The sequence below is a fragment of the Novosphingobium sp. genome (genome assembly GCF_027486195.1).
Classification (GTDB): Bacteria; Pseudomonadota; Alphaproteobacteria; order Sphingomonadales; family Sphingomonadaceae; genus Novosphingobium.
In genome coordinates this window covers 1-18740 of the sequence record NZ_JAIXPP010000082.1, presented here as the reverse complement: position 1 = coordinate 18740, position 18740 = coordinate 1, and the positions used below count along the sequence as shown (strand labels likewise).

General features: G+C 64.7%; 13 protein-coding genes. 7 read left to right on the top strand and 6 right to left on the bottom strand.

Features of this window, described 5'->3' with window-relative positions:
• From rplS to Q0071_RS15120, 3 genes are all read left to right on the top strand, one after another.
• A partial coding sequence (gene rplS, locus Q0071_RS15130) for a 50S ribosomal protein L19 (RefSeq protein WP_298171234.1) occupies window positions 1–285 on the top strand: 285 nt, incomplete at its 5' end.
• Window positions 286–407: 122 nt separating this feature from the next.
• Window positions 408–2666 (top strand): S9 family peptidase, encoded by a 2259-nt coding sequence (locus Q0071_RS15125; RefSeq protein WP_298171232.1) that lies wholly within the window; start codon window positions 408–410, stop codon window positions 2664–2666.
• 168 nt (window positions 2667–2834) lie between these two features.
• Entirely contained in the window at window positions 2835–3860 is a 1026-nt protein-coding gene (locus Q0071_RS15120) for an aspartate-semialdehyde dehydrogenase (RefSeq protein ID WP_298171229.1), read from the top strand.
• 45 nt (window positions 3861–3905) lie between these two features.
• On the opposite strand, the gene Q0071_RS15115 is transcribed toward Q0071_RS15120, so the two are convergent.
• Complete coding sequence (locus Q0071_RS15115) at window positions 3906–4622, bottom strand: hypothetical protein (protein ID WP_298171226.1); 717 nt, start codon at window positions 4620–4622, stop codon at window positions 3906–3908.
• A 207-nt stretch (window positions 4623–4829) separates the two neighbouring features.
• On the opposite strand from Q0071_RS15115, the gene Q0071_RS15110 reads away from it, so the two are divergent.
• The 3 genes from Q0071_RS15110 to Q0071_RS15100 all read left to right on the top strand — a co-directional run bounded on the left by Q0071_RS15110 (window position 4830) and on the right by Q0071_RS15100 (window position 8254).
• Window positions 4830–5612 (top strand): sulfite exporter TauE/SafE family protein, encoded by a 783-nt coding sequence (locus Q0071_RS15110; RefSeq protein WP_298171223.1) that lies wholly within the window; start codon window positions 4830–4832, stop codon window positions 5610–5612.
• Window positions 5609–6352: an alpha/beta fold hydrolase gene (locus Q0071_RS15105; protein ID WP_298171220.1), complete on the top strand. Its 744-nt coding sequence runs from the start codon at window positions 5609–5611 to the stop codon at window positions 6350–6352. The genes Q0071_RS15110 and Q0071_RS15105 overlap by 4 nt, the downstream gene beginning before the upstream one ends.
• An 81-nt stretch (window positions 6353–6433) precedes the next feature.
• Window positions 6434–8254: a M2 family metallopeptidase gene (locus Q0071_RS15100; RefSeq protein WP_298171217.1), complete on the top strand. Its 1821-nt coding sequence runs from the start codon at window positions 6434–6436 to the stop codon at window positions 8252–8254.
• 79 nt (window positions 8255–8333) lie between these two features.
• Here Q0071_RS15100 and Q0071_RS15095 read toward each other — a convergent pair whose 3' ends face one another.
• The 4 genes from Q0071_RS15095 to Q0071_RS15080 form a co-directional block, all read right to left on the bottom strand.
• A complete protein-coding gene (locus tag Q0071_RS15095; protein ID WP_298171215.1) occupies window positions 8334–9095 on the bottom strand; it encodes a molybdopterin-dependent oxidoreductase in 762 nt (253 codons plus the stop codon).
• Between the two features lies 1 nt (window position 9096).
• A complete protein-coding gene (locus Q0071_RS15090; RefSeq protein WP_298171212.1) occupies window positions 9097–9861 on the bottom strand; it encodes a cytochrome b/b6 domain-containing protein in 765 nt (254 codons plus the stop codon).
• A gap of 96 nt (window positions 9862–9957) precedes the next feature.
• Window positions 9958–11394, bottom strand: coding sequence for an AMP nucleosidase (locus Q0071_RS15085; protein WP_298171209.1), 1437 nt, complete (start codon window positions 11392–11394; stop codon window positions 9958–9960).
• A 45-nt stretch (window positions 11395–11439) separates the two neighbouring features.
• Entirely contained in the window at window positions 11440–13599 is a 2160-nt protein-coding gene (locus Q0071_RS15080) for a penicillin acylase family protein (protein ID WP_298171206.1), read from the bottom strand.
• Window positions 13600–13798: 199 nt separating this feature from the next.
• Between Q0071_RS15080 and Q0071_RS15075 the strand changes: the two genes are divergently transcribed.
• On the top strand, window positions 13799–17974 hold the full coding sequence (locus tag Q0071_RS15075) for a LamG-like jellyroll fold domain-containing protein (RefSeq protein WP_298171203.1): 4176 nt from the start codon (window positions 13799–13801) through the stop codon (window positions 17972–17974).
• A gap of 103 nt (window positions 17975–18077) precedes the next feature.
• On the opposite strand, the gene rplI is transcribed toward Q0071_RS15075, so the two are convergent.
• A complete protein-coding gene (rplI, locus tag Q0071_RS15070) occupies window positions 18078–18677 on the bottom strand; it encodes a 50S ribosomal protein L9 (protein WP_298171200.1) in 600 nt (199 codons plus the stop codon).
• Window positions 18678–18740 lie beyond the last annotated feature (63 nt).

Here is an 18740-nt window from a genome sequence, read left to right as displayed (position 1 = left end):
GGCGTGCGCGTCGTCGAAGGTGAGCGCACCCGCGTTCAGGCCTACGAAGGCGTGTGCATCGCGCGTTCGAACCGTGGCCTCGGCTCGAACTTCACCGTTCGCAAGATCTCCTTCGGCGAAGGCGTGGAGCGTGTGTTCCCGCTCTACTCGCCCAACATCGACAGCATCACCGTGGTCCGCCGCGGCGTCGTGCGTCGTGCGAAGCTCTATTACCTGCGTGGCCGCACCGGCAAGTCGGCGCGTATTGCCGAGCGCAAGACGATTAAAACCACCACGGAAAGCTGACCGGGGCGGGCTCCATAGCCCACCGCCTGGGGCACCGCAGCGTGCTTCAAGAGGCGCCCCGGCAACCAAGCCGGGGCGCCTCTTTTCGTTTTGCCATACCTTACCCAAGGACCATCGCTCCCATGCGACTGCTGACCACTCTGCTCGCTGCGAGCATGCTCGCCGTTGCTGCGCCCGTTCTTGCCGCCGAGACGAAGGATAGTGCCGTGACTGCACAGCAAACTGCGCCAGCCCTCACGCTCGAGCGCGTCTTCGCCAGCCCCAGCCTCGCCGGGCCGGTGCCGCGCGCGGTCAAGCTTTCGCCCGATGGCCGCTATGTCACCGTGCTGCGCGGCCGCGCGGATGACCGCGAGCGCTATGATCTGTGGGGATTCGACCGCAAAGCCGGTGAGTGGCGCATGCTGGTCGATTCGAAGAAGCTCTCCTCGGGACGCGAGCTTTCCGAAGCGGAAAAGATGCAGCGCGAGCGCCAGCGCATCGGCGACCTCAAGGGTATCGTCAGCTACGAATGGACGGCGGACAGCGCGGCCGTGCTCGTCCCCATCGATGGCGATCTGCTGCTCGCGGGCCTCGATGGCTCGGTGCGCAAGATCGCGGGCACGAAGGGCGGCGAGCTTGATCCCTCGCTCAGCCCCAAGGGCGGCCATATCGCCTTCGTGCGCGACCAGCGCCTCTTCGTGGGGCCGGTGGACGGCACCAGCGAGCCACAGTCCGTAACCGCCGCCGAAACCGCCGCCACCGTCCACTGGGGCGAGGCTGAATTCGTCGCGCAGGAGGAAATGAACCGGTTCAAGGGCTACTGGTGGTCGCCTGATGGGAGCCGCCTTGCGGTCGAGCGTTTCGATGAAGCGGGCGTCGGCACCGTGACCCGCGCCGCGATCGGCGCAGAGGGCACCAAGACCTTCGAGCAGCGCTATCCGGTAGCTGGCAGCGCCAATGCCGAAGTCTCGCTCTGGGTGATCGGCGCGGATGGCACGAGCCGCGTGCAGGTGGACCTTGGCCCGGACAAGGACATCTACCTCGCCCGCGTCGATTGGGCGCCCGATGGCAAGGCGCTCTACGTTCAGCGCGAAAACCGCGCGCAGTCGAAGCTCGACATGCTCAAGGTCGATCCGGCCACTGGCAAGGCCGAGGTGCTGTTCACCGAAACCGCCGCCAAGGATAGCTGGATCAACCTCTCCGACGCTTACCGCTTCCTCGCCGATGGCAGCCTGATCTGGCTCTCGGAGCGCGACGGCTTCGCGCATCTCTATCATTTCAAGGCTGGCGCCTGGACGCAGCTCACCAAGGGCGCCTGGGTCGTCACCGATCTCCTCGGCGTGGACCAGAAGACCGGGCGCGTCACCTTCGTCGGCACAAAGGACGATGTCCTCGCGCCGCAGGTCTATGCCTTCGATCTCAAAAACCCGGCGAAGCTCGACCGACTGACCGAGCTCGCCTTCCACAACAGCGCCGCGATGGACCGCAAGGGCCAGACGCTCGTCGTCACCCGCAGCGCCGACAATCAGCCGCCCCAGTCCTACCTCGCGGATGCAGCGGGCAAGCGCCTTGCGTGGATCGAGGAAAACCGCATCGAGGGGCTTCACCCCTACGCGCCCTACCTCGCCAGCCACCGTGCAGCCGAGTTCGGCACGATCCCGGCGGAAGACGGCACCCCGCTCCACTGGATGATGATCACCCCGCCGCTGGAGCCGGGCAAACGCTACCCGGTGTTCTCCTACCACTACGGCGGCCCGCATGCGCAAGTCGTCGGCAAGGGCTGGCAGGGCGCGCTGGCGCAGGCGATTGTCGACAAGGGCTATATCTACTTCGCCATCGACGGGCGCGGGTCCGATAATCGCGGCGTGGCCTTCGAAAGCGCGATCAATCGCGCGATGGGCACGGTCGAAGTGGCGGACCAGCTTGTAGGCGCGCGCTACTTGAAGTCGCTCGCCTTCGTCGATCCGGCGCGGGTCAGCACGTTCGGCTGGTCCTACGGCGGCTACATGACGCTCAAGATGCTGGAAGAGCACCCTGGCGAATGGGCTGCCGGCATCGCGGTTGCCCCCGTAACGCGCTGGGAGCTTTACGATACGCACTATACCGAGCGCTATCTTGGCGATCCGAACAAGGAGCCCAAGGTCTACGAAGCCTCGGGCGCACTCGCCGATGCCGCGAAGCTCCGCGATCCGCTGATGCTGATCCACGGTATGGCGGACGACAACGTCGTGTTCGAAAACTCGACCGCGTTGATCGCCAAGCTGCAAGGCGAGGCTGTGCCGTTCGAAATGATGCTCTACCCCGGCTACACCCACCGCATCGGCGGGCCCAAGGTCAGCAAGCATCTCTACGAAACCGTATTCCGCTTCCTCGACCGGCACGGCGTGGGCACGGAGAAGTAACAACCGCCAGTATGTCCTCATCCTTCCCCGTTCGTGTCGAGCGAAGTCGAGACACTTAGCGCCGCGCTTGGTGTCTCGACTTCGCTCGACACGAACGGACTTTAGGGTCAGGGCTTTTGGCAAGCAGGACTTGATCGCCCCCAACCGGGCGTATTTGGAGTAAGCACAATGGGTTACCGGGTAGTGGTCGCAGGCGCGACCGGCAATGTCGGGCGCGAGATGCTCAATATCCTCGCCGAGCGCGAGTTCCCGATTGACGAGATCGCGGCAGTTGCCTCGTCGCGCTCGCAGGGCTCCGAGATCGAGTTCGGTGAGACCGGGCGCATGATCAAGGTCCAGAACATCGATAACTTCGATTTCACGGGCTGGGATATCGCGCTGTTCGCCATCGGCTCGAGCGCGACCAAGGTCCACGCCCCGCGCGCGGCGGCAGCGGGCTGCGTGGTGATCGACAACTCCTCGCTCTACCGCATGGACCCGGACGTGCCGCTGATCGTGCCCGAGGTGAACCCCGACGCGATCGACGGCTACAAGGTGCGCAACATCATCGCCAACCCCAACTGCTCGACCGCGCAGATGGTCGTGGCGCTCAAGCCCCTGCACGACAAGGCCACGATCCTGCGCGTCGTCGTCGCGACCTACCAGTCGGTTTCGGGCGCGGGGAAGGACGGCATGGACGAGCTGTTCGAGCAGAGCCGCGCGATCTTCGTCGGCGATTCAGTCGAACCGCGCAAGTTCACCAAGCAGATCGCCTTCAACGTGATCCCCCACATCGACAGCTTCCTGGATGACGGTTCGACCAAGGAAGAGTGGAAGATGGTCGCCGAGACCAAGAAGATCCTCGATCCCAAGATCAAGGTGACCGCCACCTGCGTGCGCGTCCCCGTTTTCGTCGGCCACTCCGAAGCGATCAACCTCGAGTTCAAGGACGAGATTTCGGCGAAGGAAGCGCAGGATATCCTGCGCGAATCGCCCGGCGTCATGCTGATCGACAAGCGCGAGGACGGCGGATACGTCACCCCGATCGAATGCGTCGGCGATTACGCCACCTTCGTCAGCCGTGTGCGCGAAGACCCGACGGTCGACAGCGGCCTTTCGCTGTGGTGCGTCTCGGACAATCTGCGCAAGGGCGCCGCGCTCAACGCAGTGCAGATCGCCGAGCTCCTTGGCCGCCGCCACCTGAAGAAGGGCTGAGGTTCAGCCGTTTGAGCCCCTCCCCCGCAGGGGAGGGGCCGCAGTTTACATTCCCGTATGCGTGACGGTCGTCGTGGTCGTCACCTTGCCACGCGCGGTGTGGTGATGCACCACGCGGCGGTGATGGACGACGCGGCGGTGGCGCGTGACATGACGAGTCGCCCGTGCGGCCGGGGCGGGGTGGGCGATAACCCGTTCCGTCTGCTGTTCGGTTGAAACGGTCGTCTGCATCTGCATGGGCTGCTTTTGGGCCTCTGCCTGCGCCGCCATGGCCGCATTGCGCGAGAAGGCGGCATCGCTGGCCGAAACCGCCGCTGCGTTCTCGGCGCGATTTGCGCGGTCGTTGGCCATGTCGGTCTGCATATGTGCGGCATCGACGGTCATTTGCGCGCGTGCCGTCTCAGCAGCCTGCGCTTGGGCCTGCATCTTCATCGCCTCGCTGTGCTCGTTTGCGGTTTTCTGCATCTGGCCCAGTGCGGCATCGGCCAGCGCCGAGGCGTGGATCGCATCGGCGATGGCCTCGGGCTTGTGTCCGGCCGCAAGGTTCTCCTTCGCGCGGGCCAGTGCCGCGTTGGCCTCTGCGGTCCGGCCCGGCTGTGCGGTCGATGTGCCCAAGCTTTCGGCGGTATCGATCTTGGTCTGCGCTTCGGCAATGGCGGCGCGTGCCCTGTCGGCCTTGCCCTCGGCATAAGCGGGGGCGGCGAACGAGAGGCACAGCGCAGTGGCGGCCATCAAGGCGGTGGCTAAGGTGGGGCGATTCATGATCGGGAACTCCGTGCAGCGCCGCGGGAGCGCGGTTGCCGCATACTCCGCAGAATGGGCCGCAGCCTGCGATGTTCCGTTGCACCATCGCGTTCGAAAGAAACGTCAACCCGGCTGATAGAGTTTCTTGCATTGCCGCGCGGCCCTCGCGGCTCTACTCCGATGCCTTCCGCACGGGACCCGACCACGGGACCGGAAGGGGCACAGATGTTTGCGCATTTCGATCTGCTGCACGGCATTGCCGGGCTGCTCGTGGGTTTTCTGGTCGGCCTGACGGGCGTGGGCGGCGGGTCGCTGATGACGCCGATCCTCGTCCTGCTGTTCGGCGTCGCCCCGGGCACTGCGGTGGGCACCGATCTCCTGTTCGCCTCGGTCACCAAGATCGTCGGCTCGGCGGTCCATGGGAAGCGCGAGACGGTGGACTGGCACATCATGCGCCGGCTCGCCATGGGCAGCGTCCCCGCGGCGACCGTCACGCTGATCCTGATGTCCGATTTCGGCAAGCTGAGCAAAGGCTCCAGCCACGTCGTGCTGCTCTGCCTCGGCGCGATGCTGATCGTCACCTCTATCGCCACGCTGTTCCAGAAGCAGCTCGCCGTCATGGCCAAGCAGCACGAGCGGCTGGACGACCGGCAGGCGCGTATCCCCACGGTGCTGCTCGGCGCGTTGCTCGGCGTCGCCGTCACGATCACTTCGGTCGGCGCGGGCGCGATCGGCGTCACTGTTCTGCTGATGCTCTACCCGGCGCTGCGGGTTGCGAAGATCGTCGGCACCGATATCGCCCATGCGGTTCCGCTCACGCTTGTCGCTGGCTTCGGCCACTGGATGATTGGCGATGTTGATTTCGGCCTGCTGACGAGCCTGCTTGTCGGTTCGCTGCCCGGTGCGGTAGTGGGGAGCATGCTTTCCACCCGTTCGCCCGATCATGTGCTGCGCCCCGCGCTCGCCGCCGTCCTCATGGTATCCGGCATCCGGCTGCTGAGCCAGTGAGCGAGACCTACCCCGGCTTCGACGGCGCGAACCTCGCATTGCACCGCCTCGGCGCAGGCCGCCCGGTGATCCTGCTCCACGGGCTGTTCTCCAATGCCCATGTAAACTGGGTCAAGTTCGGCACCGCCGCGCAGCTGGTTGCTGCCGGTTTCGAGTGCCTGATGCCCGATCTGCGCGCCCACGGTGCGAGCGCCGCTTCCCATGATCCCGCCGCTTACCCGCCCGATGTGCTGGTGCACGATCTGGAAGCGCTCGTTACCCATCTCGGCCTTGCGGACTACGACCTCGTTGGCTTCTCGCTCGGATCGCGCACTTCAGCCCGCGCTGTCATCGCGGGCGCGCGGCCTCGGCGGCTTGTGCTCGGCGGTATGGGGCTCGATGGCCTTGCCGGCTGGACGGGGCGTCAGGCGTTCTTCCGCGATGTGCTCGACCGCTTCGGCACGATCCGTCCCGGCGACCGCGGCTATGCGGCGCAGCAGTTCCTCAAGACCATGGGCACCGATCCCGTCGCCGCAGGTCTCCTCCTCGGCACGATGGACGATACCGATCCGGCCACGCTCGCCGCGATCACCATGCCCACGCTCGTCCTTTGCGGCGATCAGGACAACGATAACGGCAGCGCCGACCGCTTGGCCGAAGTCCTGCCCAATGCTCGCCACGCAGTCATTCCCGGTACGCACATGAGCTCCGTCACCGAACCCGCGATGGGCGCAGAACTGGTTTCATTTCTGACCGCTTGACGCGGCGACCCGCGCGGCTAACGGTGCGCGCAAGGGTGGCCGCAAAGGCCGTCCATTTGCACCTTGCGGAGAGCCAGTTCCATGAAAACATTCGTTTCCCTCGGCGCGCTCGCGGCTGCCAGCGTTGCCGCGCCCGCGCTCGCCCAGCAGGCTGCGCCCGCTGCTGATGCCGCTTCTGCGCAGGCTTGGATCAAGGCTGCCGATCAGGCTTATGCCGATCAGACCGTCCGTTCGGGCCGCGTCCAGTGGGTCTATGAGACCAACATTACCGACGATACCGAAGCACTCGTTGCGGCTTCGAACGCCGAATACAACACGCTGATGGTGAAGACCGCTGCTGAGGCGGCGCGCATGGCCAAGGTTCCCGGCCTCACCGCGGAAGACCAGCGCAAGCTCGTGATGATGCGCACGCAGATCACCAGCCCCGTGCCGACCACGCCGGGCGCAGCGGAAGAATTCGGCACCCGTCAGGCGCGTATTCAGGGCCTCTACGGCAAGGGCCACGGCACCTTGAAGGGCGAGCCGATCAACGGCAGCGATATCGAAGCCGCGATGGGCACCAGCCGCAATCCGGACGAGCTCAAGGAAATGTGGCTCTCGTGGCACGACAACGTCGGCAAGCCGATGAAGGCCGACTATGCCCGAATGGTCGAGCTTTCCAACGAAGGTGCGCGCGAACTGGGCTTTGCCGATACCGGCGCGCTGTGGCGTTCGAACTACGATATGGACCCGGCCACCTTCGCCGCGCTCACCGAGAAGATCTGGAACGAGGTCCGCCCGCTCTACGTCCAGCTTCACTGCTACACCCGCGCCAAGCTGGGCGAGAAATATGGCGACGGCGTGCAGAAGAAGTCCGGGGCGATCCGCGCCGATCTCCTCGGCAATATGTGGGGCCAGTCCTGGGGCAATATCTACGATGTGGTTGCCCCCAAGGGCGCGGGCGATATCGGCTATGACATCGGTGATCTGCTCACCGCAAAGGGCTATGATCCGGTCAAGATGGTCAAGGCTGGCGAGGGCTTCTATTCCTCGCTCGGCTTCGCGCCCTTGCCCGAAACCTTCTGGGCCCGCTCGCAGATCGTGAAGCCGCGCGACCGTGAGGTCGTCTGCCATGCCTCGGCCTGGGATATCGACAACAAGGACGACCTGCGCATCAAGATGTGCACCAAGGTCAACGCCGACGATTTCGTGACGATCCACCACGAACTCGGCCACAACTACTACCAGCGCGCCTACAACCAGCAGCCCTCGCGATACTACATGGAAGGCGCAAACGATGGCTTCCACGAAGCCATCGGCGATACCATGGCGCTCTCGATCACGCCCGAATATCTCGTCCAGATCGGCCTGCTGAGCCGCGACAAGGTGCCCTCGCCAGACAAGGACACCGGCCTCCTCCTGCGCCAGGCGCTCGACAAGGTGGCGGCGATGCCGTGGACCCTCCTGGTCGATCGCTGGCGCTGGGGCGTGTTCGATGGCTCGATCAAGCCCGAAGGCTATGAGGCGGCATGGAACCAGATGCGCCTCAAGTATCAGGGCCTCGTCCCGCCGGCAGAGCGCCCCGCCGATGCGTTCGATCCCGGCGCCAAGTTCCACATTCCCGCAGTCGTGCCGTACACGCGCTACTTCCTCGCCCGCGTGCTGCAGTTCCAGTTCTACGAAGCCGCCTGCAAGGAAGCCGGCTGGCAAGGCCCGCTCCACCGCTGCAGCTTCTATGGCAACAAGGCGGTCGGCGCGAAGCTGAATGCCATGCTTTCGATGGGCGCGAGCAAGCCCTGGCCCGATGCGCTGGAAGCCTTCACCGGCACCCGCGAGATCAGCGGCAAGGCCATGATCCGCTACTTCGCCCCGCTGCAGACCTGGCTGGAAAAGCAGAACAAGGGCCAGAACTGCGGCTGGTAACCCTCAAGCTCCTCCCCATTTTTGTGAAGCACAAATGGGGAGGTGGCCTGCCGAAGGCAGGTCGGAGGGGTAACCCCGTCTAAATCCCGTTATACCAGGCCCAGCCAGAGCTGATGTTGCCGAGGTCGGCGAACTTGTCCGAGACGACGATCCGCCGGACATACTTCAGGCTCTTGTAGCCGATCTGCCGCTCTACCCTGAGGCGCACTGGCGCGCCGTGGCCGATCGGCAGATCGCGCCCGTTCATCCCGTAGGCGAGGATCGTCTGGGGATGCAGGGCATCGATCATGTCGATGTTATCGGCCATCTTGTCGAAGGTGTAGAACTCGACATAGCGCGCCGAGGGCTTCGCGCCGACAGTCTCAAGAACGGTGTGCAGCGGTACGCCGGTCCATTCCGCAATCGCAGACCAGCCTTCCTCGCAGCTATGCCGGGTGATCTGGGTGCGGCGCTGCATGCGCTGCAGATCGGCAAGTGAAAAGCTGGCGGGCCGGTCGACCAGCCCTTCGACCACCAGCCGCCAATCGGCAAAGCCGCCCTTGCGCAGGATCGCATAGTCCTGCCCGCCTTGCGGATCGTGCAGGCCGAGTTCGGCGCGCGCTGGATCATAGGTCCCCGTTGCTGGCATCGAGGTGACTTCGGACCGGTCATACTCGCGCACCAGCGCCATGGGCGAAAGCAGCGTGCGCTGCATGGCATAAGTCAGATTGTCGCCCATGCGCAGGATATTGCCATATGTCGGCGGCTGGCTTTCGCCGCAGCCCGTCAGCATCAGCGCGCTGGTCGAGCCGAGCCCGCCGATCAGGCCGCGCCGCGAAATCATCAATCCCTTGCCGCTCATGTCATTTCCCCAAGGTCATGGCGCGCAGCTGCCGCAGCGGTCCGGTGAGGACGATCATCACGAGATGAACCAGCAGGAACAGCGCGAGGAAGGAAAACGTGAAGAAATGGATCGTCCGCGCCGATTGCCCGCCGCCGAACACATCGAGCAGGACAGGATAGCTTGCGGTGATTGCGGGCGACATCGTGATGCCCGTCAGAAACATCAGCGGCAGGGCGACGAACGCGACCATGGCATAGGTCAGCTTCTGCAGAACCCCATACGGCGGCCCGGGTCGCACCGTCGGCATCGGCAGGCGCAAGTGGGCCTTGATGTCCTGCCCGATGTTCCCGGCCGTCAACTCATCGGCGCCCGGCAGCAGTGCGCGGCGGGCATGGCCGGTCAGCGCGCCAAGCCCGAGATAGACCGCCAGCCCCAGCAGGAACGCCCATGCGGCGAGGAAATGCATGCTGCGCGCCCAGCCGTTCCCGTTCCATGGCTCGGCCAGGCGGTCCGCCGTCACAGGGCCATCGGGGTTGCCGAAGAAAGCCGTGGTCGGCGACCATTGCATCGCGTGGAAATTGGGGCCGACCGGAACTTCAAAGATCGGCTTCATCAGGTCGTTGCCGACAGTGCCCCAATAGAAGCGCGGATGAACCATCAGGATCGCGATGCCGGAATAGATCAACACCAGCACCGCCAGTGCGATCAGCCAGTGCGTGAGGCGAACCCATGGCTGGTGGCGGCGTGTTGGCACCATGTCAGAAGCTTCCTGCACTGCGGCCATGTCATGCCCTCCCCCACAGCAAGGGTACCATTGCCGGGGTGCATGTCAAAGGGCACGCGACTTCGCGCAAGACTTGCCCGCGCCGCCGCCGCCGCCTCAGCGGAACGGCGGCTCGTTGAACGCGCGCAGCTTGCGGCTGTGGAGGCGGGCACCTTCGGCCCTGAGCAGCGCGCAGGCGGTCGTGCCGATGGCGAGGTGGCTGGAAATCGCCTCCTCGTAGAAGCGGTTGGCCTGCCCCGGCAGCTTGAGTTCGCCGTGCAGCGGCTTGTCCGAAACGCAGAGCAGCGTGCCGTAGGGCACGCGGAAGCGGTAGCCCTGCGCGGCGATGGTGGCCGATTCCATGTCGATGCCGACCGCGCGGCTGAGGCTCAGGCGGCGGGCCGAGTGCGAGTAGCGTAGCTCCCAGTTGCGGTCGTCGGTGGTGACAACAGTGCCGGTGCGCATCCGCCGCTTGAGGTCCGAGCCGCCCGCGCCGCTGACGATCTCTGCCGCCCGCGCCAGCGCTACCTGCACTTCGGCGATCGCCGGGATCGGGATCTCGGGCGGCAGCACCGGATCGAGCACGTGATCGTCGCGCAAGTAGGCATGCGCCAACACATAGTCGCCGATCTTCTGCGTGGGGCGCAAGCCGCCGCAGTGGCCGATCATAAGCCATGCTTCCGGTCGCAGCACGGCGAGGTGGTCGCAGATCGTCTTGGCGTTGGACGGGCCGACGCCGATATTGACGAGCGTGATCCCGCTGCGGTCCGGCGCAACGAGGTGGTAGGCCGGCATCTGATGCCGCCGCCACGCCGTGTCCGACATGCGGGCGCGGGCGTTCTCGGTCGGCTCGGTCAGGTGAAGCCCGCCTGCGCCCGATAGCGCGACATATTCGCCGGTGCCGAGCTGCTTGCCCGCCCAGTCCACAAATTCATCGACATAGCGGTGATAGTTCGTGAACAGGATGTAGCGCTGGAAGTCCTCGGCCGGGGTGCCGGTGTAGTGGACGAGGCGGGCCAGGCTGAAATCGGTGCGGAGGCCATCAAACAGGGCGAGCGGCAAAGGCCCGTCGCCGACGTTGTACTCGCCGTCCGCGATCTCGTCGCCAATGTGGGCCAGATCGGCATTCGGGAAGTGCCGCGCCAGTTCCTGCGGCCCGATGCTGCCCATCTGCGCGCCGAGGCTGCCATCGAGCATATAGGCGAACGGGATTTCCTGCCGCGAGACGGCGGCCTCCACCGTCACGTCGAAGCCCTGCAGGATGATCGCCAGCTGCTCGGCCAGATAGTCCGCAAACAGCGCGGGCCGCGTTACCGTGCAGCTGTAGACACCCTTCTGGCTGAGCCGCCCGAACGAGTGCCCCGTCGGCTCGATGCTCGGCTCCCCGCCGAAGTGGATGCGCAGCTCCGGATAGCAGTAGCTGCCATCATGTCGCCGCTCGTCCGGCGGGAGCCTGCCCGTCGCGGCAAAGGCCATGACATCCTCGCGCAGCCGGGCGACAGAGGCGGTGTAGATGCGCGTAAGCTCGTCGAGCACGGAGGCGATATGATCCATGCCTGCAGGTGTACCTGCCTGTCGTGACCTTTGGAAGTCGGGGCTTCAGCGCATTCGTTTGAGTACTTTGGTCGAGACGATGTGCGGCTTGAGGTCTTCGGGATAGAACCACACCTCGCGCAGGTCACCGCGCGCGTAGCTGCCCACCTGATCGCCGAAATGGGGCGAGGCGGGATCGGCGCTGGTGCCGCCGATACTCACCGCGCGGGCGCGGACTTTCGGGCCGAACTCGACTACCGCGACGAAGCTGTTGCCGCTGGTGCCGTACATTCGCTTCGTGCCGGGATAGCGGGCCGCACCGAACGAGGCGAGGCTGCCCCAGTTGCCGCTGGCAAACGGGATCGGCGTGCTGGGCTTCGCATCGTCGAATGTCTGCGTGATCGCCCCGTCGTTGCGCTGGTAGCGGTTGATCGCGCCCCACGGCACCTGCCACGACCCGAAATCGGTGACGAGGCGGTTCACTGCATCATCGAGCGCGGCGAGGCGCTGGGCGTCGGTGATACGATTGTTCATCCGTTCCCACAGGCTTTCTTCATCGCCGTCGCTCTGCGCCGCGACGCGCGACCACAGGGCCTCGGCATAGCCGACCGCAAGGGTGGTCGCGGTGGAGTTCAGCGCCCACTTGTGGTCCCAGCCCTTGAGCAGCGCGACCGGCCCGTCACGCTTCGCATCGGGCGCGGCGGCATGCGCAGCGATAAGCGTGGGCAGCAGGCGATCAAATGCGGGGAGGGCCGGGTCGTAGGCCGCGGCCATCAGCTTTTCGAGCGTGAAGTCGCGCCGATCGCCCAGCACCGCGATGGCGTGGGCTTCACGCGCATTGGCGCCGACCTCGTCCATGTAGCGCGGGAAGGCATCCTTTTTCGGGCTATCCGCCCCAGCCGCAGTCCACGGCGCATTGTTCACGTTGAAGACCCAACCGTTGGCGGGATTGAGCACGTTGGGCAGGCTGGAGACCGGGTGAAGGCCCTGCCAGCGCGCCGCGGGGTTGCTGCCATCGACGGGCTTGCGCCAATCGAGGCTGTTGTCGCGGATCGGCATGAACTGCGGGTGCAGATAGGCGATCTCGCCCTTGGTATCGGCGAACAAGGTGTTGTTGCTGGAATTGGCCTGCAGCCCTGCAACCTTGAGGAAGCTGCCCAGATCGCGGGTCTTGGTGCGCAGGAAGCTTTGCTCGAGCGCCGGGATCGGCCGGTTCATCAGGCCATAGGCGATCCACTTGCCGCCCTCCTCACGCACCACAGGACCATGCTCGCTCGCATAAGTGGTGAAGCTGCGCTGGCGCATTGTTCCGTCGCTCTGGCGCACCGAAAGCGTGACGGTCTGGCTGGTGAAGGGCTTCACCGCATCGCCCACCTTGTAGGCGGGCGGCTGGCCGGACTGCTGCGCCACGGTCTCGGCAAACTCGTCGATCCGGTCTGCCCCGGTGGTGGTGTGCATCCACCCAGCGTTCTGGTTGAACCCCTGATAGATGAAAAACTGCCCCCAGGTCGCTGCGCCATAGGCATTGAGGCCCTCGCCGCTGGTCACTTGCTGCTCGGCGCGGAAATAGAAGCTGGTGTGCGGGTTGATCAGCAGCAGGGCATGGCCATCGGCGGTGTGCGAGGGTGCGATGGCGATGCCATTGGAGCCGGCCGGTTCCTTGAGGCGGCGGCCAAGCTCTTCATCGGTCATGGCGACCTGGCGGCGGCCGTAGAACGCCTCAAGCTGCGAGAGCGGTACTCGTTCGATATCGCCGCCGATGCTGCCTTCGGTGAAGCTCAGCGCCATCCACGGCTCGAAATGCGTAAGGACTTTGGGCTTAACCTCCTGGTGATCGGCGAGGTAGGCGTTGAGCCCTGCGGCCCAGGCATCCATCAGCTTGCGCAGCCACACCGGGCTCTTCGCATAGTCCGCCTTCAGCCCTGCGGGATCGATCCAGAGGCGCTGGCGCAGGTCCTGCCACACCGCACTTTCGCCTTCCGCCTCCGCAAGGCGGCCCAGGCTGACGAGGTAGTTGCGCTCGATTCGGGGGAAGTCATCCTCCGCCTGCGCATAGATCATGCCGTAGATGGCATCGGCATCGGTCTTGCCCGAAATGTGAGCGATACCCCACTCGTCCCGTTCGATCTTCGCTTCACCGATTATTTCGGAACTTTTCCCGATGGAGTTAACGGGGGTCAACCCGATGAGAAGTGCCGCAACTGCGACAGCATGCGTGCTTTTCATTACCTGCTCCCGGTCAATCGTTGTCAGCATATGCCCGCAAGCTTTTGGGATACAATGCTGTTTTCAAGTTTGCTCAAAAATCCGGCCACTCAAATTCTAACGATAAAGGTTAATCCCTTAGGGACTTACCGCAGTCATTGTACTTAAAACGTCCTTCGGCATGCTCTGAGCATAAGGCGCAAAGCCAAGGAGATGCGCGATGGGGATCATGGGCACTACCGGCACGGGTCTCGACCGTGCCATCGACCTGATTGCGGGCGATTACGCCCTCAACATGGGGACATCCGGTGCCGCGATCCGTGAAGGGGCCGCGGCGGCCGATGCGATGAACGGGATGATCGTCAGCGCGATTCGCACACTTGGCCTTGCCAACGACGGCGAGATCACCGTTTCGGACATCTATTCGCTCAACTCCTATCTGCGCTCCAACGGCTATGGCAAGTTCACCAGTCTCTACGGCACCGAGAAGAATGGCGTCGAGAGTGGTTTCCAGCAAGTCTCGGGCGAAGGCGCGGTAACGCGCCTGTTCGGCGAGGCTGGTGTCGACCGGGTGCTCGACGGGATCTACGAGATCGCCTTCGAGATCAAGGACGGCCACCTGACTTCCCCGCGCAACTACTGGGGGCCGGGCGTCGACGACGTGGCGCACTGGCTCAACACGCTGCTGGCGCCTGAACTGGCGGCGGGTACGCTGAAGAACAGCAAGGCTGATCCGCAGGCGCATGGCACCACCGGCACGGGCCTTGATCTCATCACCGAGCGGCTGCTCGATGACATCGGCCTCAACCACCGCATCTCGCAAAAGCAGATCAACGATGCCGCCAAGGCCGCCGATGGCATGGCCAAGATCATGCTGCAGGCGATCAAGGAAACCGGCGTCGCCGACGACAACAAGCTCGATCCGATGGATATGGTCGATCTCAACCGCTGGATCATCGTCAACAAGCTGAGCGAATGGACCACGCTCCACGGCGATGACGAGGGCGCGTTCGAGAGCGGCCTGCACTACGCGCAAGGCGACGGCGGGCGCGACTACATCTATGGCGACCTATCGGTCGATACCGTGGCCGACGGCATCTACCACATCGGGTTCAAGATCTCCGGCGACCGCTTCGAGAACGAGGACGGCAACGCCAATCAGCGGATCAGCGATACGTCCGACTGGATCAGCCTGCTGCTGGCCAAGGACCTTGCCACTGGCGCGCTGCATTCGAACCACGCTCCCGTCGATGCCGCGTCGCTCAAGCCCAACCTTGTGTTCAGCAGGGCCGGGCTGGTGACCGATGATGGCACCAAGGGCGCGGTCGATCTGGGCAAGGCCGATGCAACCGGCGTGGCGGAAGGCACGATCGCGCTCGATTTCGTGGCCAACCATGCCGATGACGGCCGCACCCACGTGGTGTTCTCGAAAGATGGCGCCTCGAATGCGGACGGCGATCTTACGGCCTTCGTGCGCGGCGGTGAGCTTTACGTGGTGCTGCAGGACGGTGCCCGCGACTGGTGGCTCAAGGCCGAGGGCGTGACGATCGAGAGCGGCCGCCAGTACTCGCTGGCGATCACCTTCGGCCAGGATGGCCTTGGGCTCTTCCTCGATGGCAAGCGCGTTGCCGCCGATGTCGATGCAACCAGCGGGCTCGGTCCCAACACGCGCAATCTTGTGCTGGGGGCGGGCACCTGGGGCCGCGACGCGAGCCATCCCAGCCAGCTCGACAGCCACCTCGATGGCAAGGTCGGGAACCTTGCCGTCTACGACCGCATCCTCGATCCGTTCGAGCTGCGCGCCATCAACTCGTCTGGCGCGTTACCGCAGGAATGGAACGGCACGGCGGCGTTCGAAGGTGATCAGCCTGCGGTGCGCACGGGCACCGGTCTCAAGGGCGAGGTGTTCGACCGGGGAACGAACTTCGATTCGATCGACGATCTCATCGCGCAGACCGCGACGAAGACCGCCAATTTCCACCTGAATGCGAAGACGGTGGACTTCGGCGGGTTCAAGGAAGTCGCCACGCTCGGCCAGTTCCTCGACGGGAAGGCGAGCCTGACCGATGGCGGCACCGATGCCGTGATGAACACGATCGGGCTGAGGCTGCAGGGCTATATCTGGCTCGAGAAGGGCCAGCATCTCGTCAACGTGCGCTCCGACGATGGCTTCCTGCTCAAGCTTGGCGGCGACGAGCTTTCGAGCTTTGTCGGCAATCGCGGCTTCACCGGCACCAGCGAGACGATCACCATCGACAAGTCCGGGCTCTACGCGGTCGATCTCTACTACTTCGACAACACCGGTGCGGAAGGCCTGCGGCTGGAACTCGACGGCGATCCCGTGAGCGCCGACCGGCTCTATGCCTCGATCGACGACTACAAGGCGGCGCTTGCGGCAAGTGGCGCCATGCCGGCGAACGGGCTGCCTTATGCCTATGAAGGGCCGGTGGGCACCACCGGCACCGGGCTCGACAAGCTGATCCAGATCATCGGCGAAGACGTCGGCCTCAGGAACAACATTTCCGCCGCCCAGATCCGCGGAGGGGCCGCTGCGGCCGACAAGCTCAATCACATCATCGTCGATGCGATCACCGCGACGGGTGCGCTCGACGACGGGCATCTGACGGTTGCCGAAACCTATGACCTTTCGGCCTGGATCCGGGCCAACCGGCCAGCCGAATTCACCGCCGCGCACGGCAATGACGAGAACATGATCGAAACCGGCTTCCACCTGATCCAGGGCGATCACGGGGCAAGTTACCTGCTGGGCGACAGCGCGATCGATACCGTGATGGACGGCATCTATCACATCGGTTTCAACACCAGTTCCGACCGCTTCCTCAACGAGGACGGCAACGCCAATGCGCGGGTCGAAACGGTGACCTACTGGCTCAACGAACTGCTTGGCACCACGCCGCTGCCGGCGCCGGGGCCGGGCACATCACCGCTCGTTGGCAGCGCGTCCTCGCCGAACGTCACGGTCACCGAAGGGCTCAACAGCAAGCTGGCTCCCAGCGCCAAGTCGATCACGCTCAAGGGCATCGCCGTGAACGCGGCAGGCAACAGCGATGACAACACGCTGACCGGCAACGATCAGGCCAACATGCTGGAAGGCGGGGCTGGCAACGACACGCTGAACGGCGGCGGCGGGGCCGATGTGCTCATCGGCGGTCTCGGCAAGGACCTGATGATCGGCGGGACCGGTGACGATACTTACTGGGTGGACAGCACCGAGGATGTCGTGCGCGAAACGACGGCTGCCGGCGGGAACGATACGATCAAGATCACCTCCACCGCTGTCACGAGCTATGTGCTGCCGATCTACGTCGAGAACCTCACCGACGAGAGCGGCGGTGCCATGACGATCACCGGCAACACCTTCGACAACAGCATCTCGGGGGGTGCCGGAGCGGATACGATCTATGGCATGGAAGGCAATGACGCGCTGAGCGGCGACAACGGCGACGACTTCCTCTTCGGCGGCTCTGGCGCAGACGTGCTCGATGGCGGCACCGGCAGCAACACGATGACCGGCGGGACGGGCAACGACGTCTATGTCTCGGCCAGCAATGCCGACAAGATCATCGAGAATGCCGGCGAGGGCACCGATACCGTCCGCTCCTCCGCCGCAAACACGACACTTGGCGCCAATGTCGAAAACCTCGAGCTCATCGGCAATGCCGCGAACGGGTATGGCAACGAACTCGCCAACACGATGAACGGCAACGGCAACGCCAACTACCTCGACGGCAAGGCGGGCGCCGATACGATGCTGGGCAGGGGCGGCAACGATACTTACGTGGTCGACAATGCTGGCGACAAGGTCATCGAAGCGGTCAACCAGGGCATCGATACGGTCAATGCCTCGATCAGCTTCACGCTCGGCGCCAATGTCGAGAACCTGCAGCTGAAAGGTGCGGGCGCCATTTCAGGCACCGGCAACGATGGCTTCAACTGGCTGGGCGGCAACGATGCGAACAATGTGCTCGACGGGCGAGCGGGCGACGATGCGCTGCTGGGCAAGGGCGGCAGCGACACGCTGCTGGGCGGGCTGGGTGCCGACAAGCTGACCGGCGGCACCGGTGCGGACACGTTCGTCTTTGCCAGCACGGCGGAATCGACTGTCGATGCCAAGGGGCGCGACACGATCTTCGACTTCAGCCATGCCGAGGGCGATCAAATCGACTTGTCGAAGATCGATGCCAACGGCGCCGATGCAGGCGAGGGCGCGTTCAAGCTCGTCACCGCGTTCGACGGCTATCACGGCGCGCTGACGGTGGCGGCACAGGGCAGCCAGTGGCTGGTGCAGGGCGATGTGAACGGCGACAAGGTGGCCGACTTCGCAATCCTCGTGACGAGCGCGAGCGCGCTTGTGGCGGCAGATTTCGTGATGTGAGGGGAGGGGCGGCGCGCTCCCGCGTCCGCCGCACTACCGCGCAACAAAAAAGGGGCGCTTCCTGGCCGGAAGCGCCCCTTTTTTGTTGCCGTGTGGCCTTGCCTCAGGCGTCCGCGTCTGCGGCGCGATCCTCGAGGAGGTCAGCCGGGATCTCGCCCGGTTCGGCGTTCGGGTCGTAAGCTTCGGTGAAGCCGCCGACTTCGGTATCGAACATCGCGTCGATGACGTCGACGCCCTGCGACTGCAGCGCGGCTTCGTCGGGCGAACGGGCGACGTTGACCTTGACCGTCACGCTCACCTCGGGGTGGAGCGAAACCTTCACGGTCGAGATGCCGATGGCCTTGATCGGGCGTTCCAGCACGACCATCGACTTCGTCACCTTGGCGCCCTGTTCGACCAGCGCGTCGACGATGTCGCGCACCGAAACCGAACCATAGAGCTGGCCGGAGTTGGACGAAGCGCGGATCAGCACCACTTCCTTGCCCTCGACGTTGCCGGCTTCGGCCTTGGCGTCTTCACGGCGAGCCGCGTTGTCCGCTTCGATGCGGGCGCGGTTGGATTCGAAGACCTTGCGGTTGGCTTCGTTGGCGCGAAGCGCCTTCTTGTTGGGCAGCAGGAAGTTGCGCGCGTAGCCATCCTTGACGGTTACGACGTCGCCGATGGAGCCCAGCTTCTCGATGCGCTCGAGCAGGATGATCTGCATGGTCAGCGCTCCTTACTTGACGATGTAGGGAAGCAGGCCGATGTGCCGGGCGCGCTTGATCGC

Coding starts and splice junctions, on each gene's coding strand:
- Q0071_RS15125 (WP_298171232.1), top strand. CDS start 408: ATGCGACTGCTGACCACTCTGCTCGCTGCGAGCATGCTCGCCGTTGCT.
- Q0071_RS15120 (WP_298171229.1), top strand. CDS start 2,835: ATGGGTTACCGGGTAGTGGTCGCAGGCGCGACCGGCAATGTCGGGCGC.
- Q0071_RS15115 (WP_298171226.1), bottom strand. CDS start 4,622: ATGAATCGCCCCACCTTAGCCACCGCCTTGATGGCCGCCACTGCGCTG.
- Q0071_RS15110 (WP_298171223.1), top strand. CDS start 4,830: ATGTTTGCGCATTTCGATCTGCTGCACGGCATTGCCGGGCTGCTCGTG.
- Q0071_RS15100 (WP_298171217.1), top strand. CDS start 6,434: ATGAAAACATTCGTTTCCCTCGGCGCGCTCGCGGCTGCCAGCGTTGCC.
- Q0071_RS15095 (WP_298171215.1), bottom strand. CDS start 9,095: ATGAGCGGCAAGGGATTGATGATTTCGCGGCGCGGCCTGATCGGCGGG.
- Q0071_RS15090 (WP_298171212.1), bottom strand. CDS start 9,861: ATGGCCGCAGTGCAGGAAGCTTCTGACATGGTGCCAACACGCCGCCAC.
- Q0071_RS15085 (WP_298171209.1), bottom strand. CDS start 11,394: ATGGATCATATCGCCTCCGTGCTCGACGAGCTTACGCGCATCTACACC.
- Q0071_RS15080 (WP_298171206.1), bottom strand. CDS start 13,599: ATGAAAAGCACGCATGCTGTCGCAGTTGCGGCACTTCTCATCGGGTTG.
- Q0071_RS15075 (WP_298171203.1), top strand. CDS start 13,799: ATGGGGATCATGGGCACTACCGGCACGGGTCTCGACCGTGCCATCGAC.
- rplI (WP_298171200.1), bottom strand. CDS start 18,677: ATGCAGATCATCCTGCTCGAGCGCATCGAGAAGCTGGGCTCCATCGGC.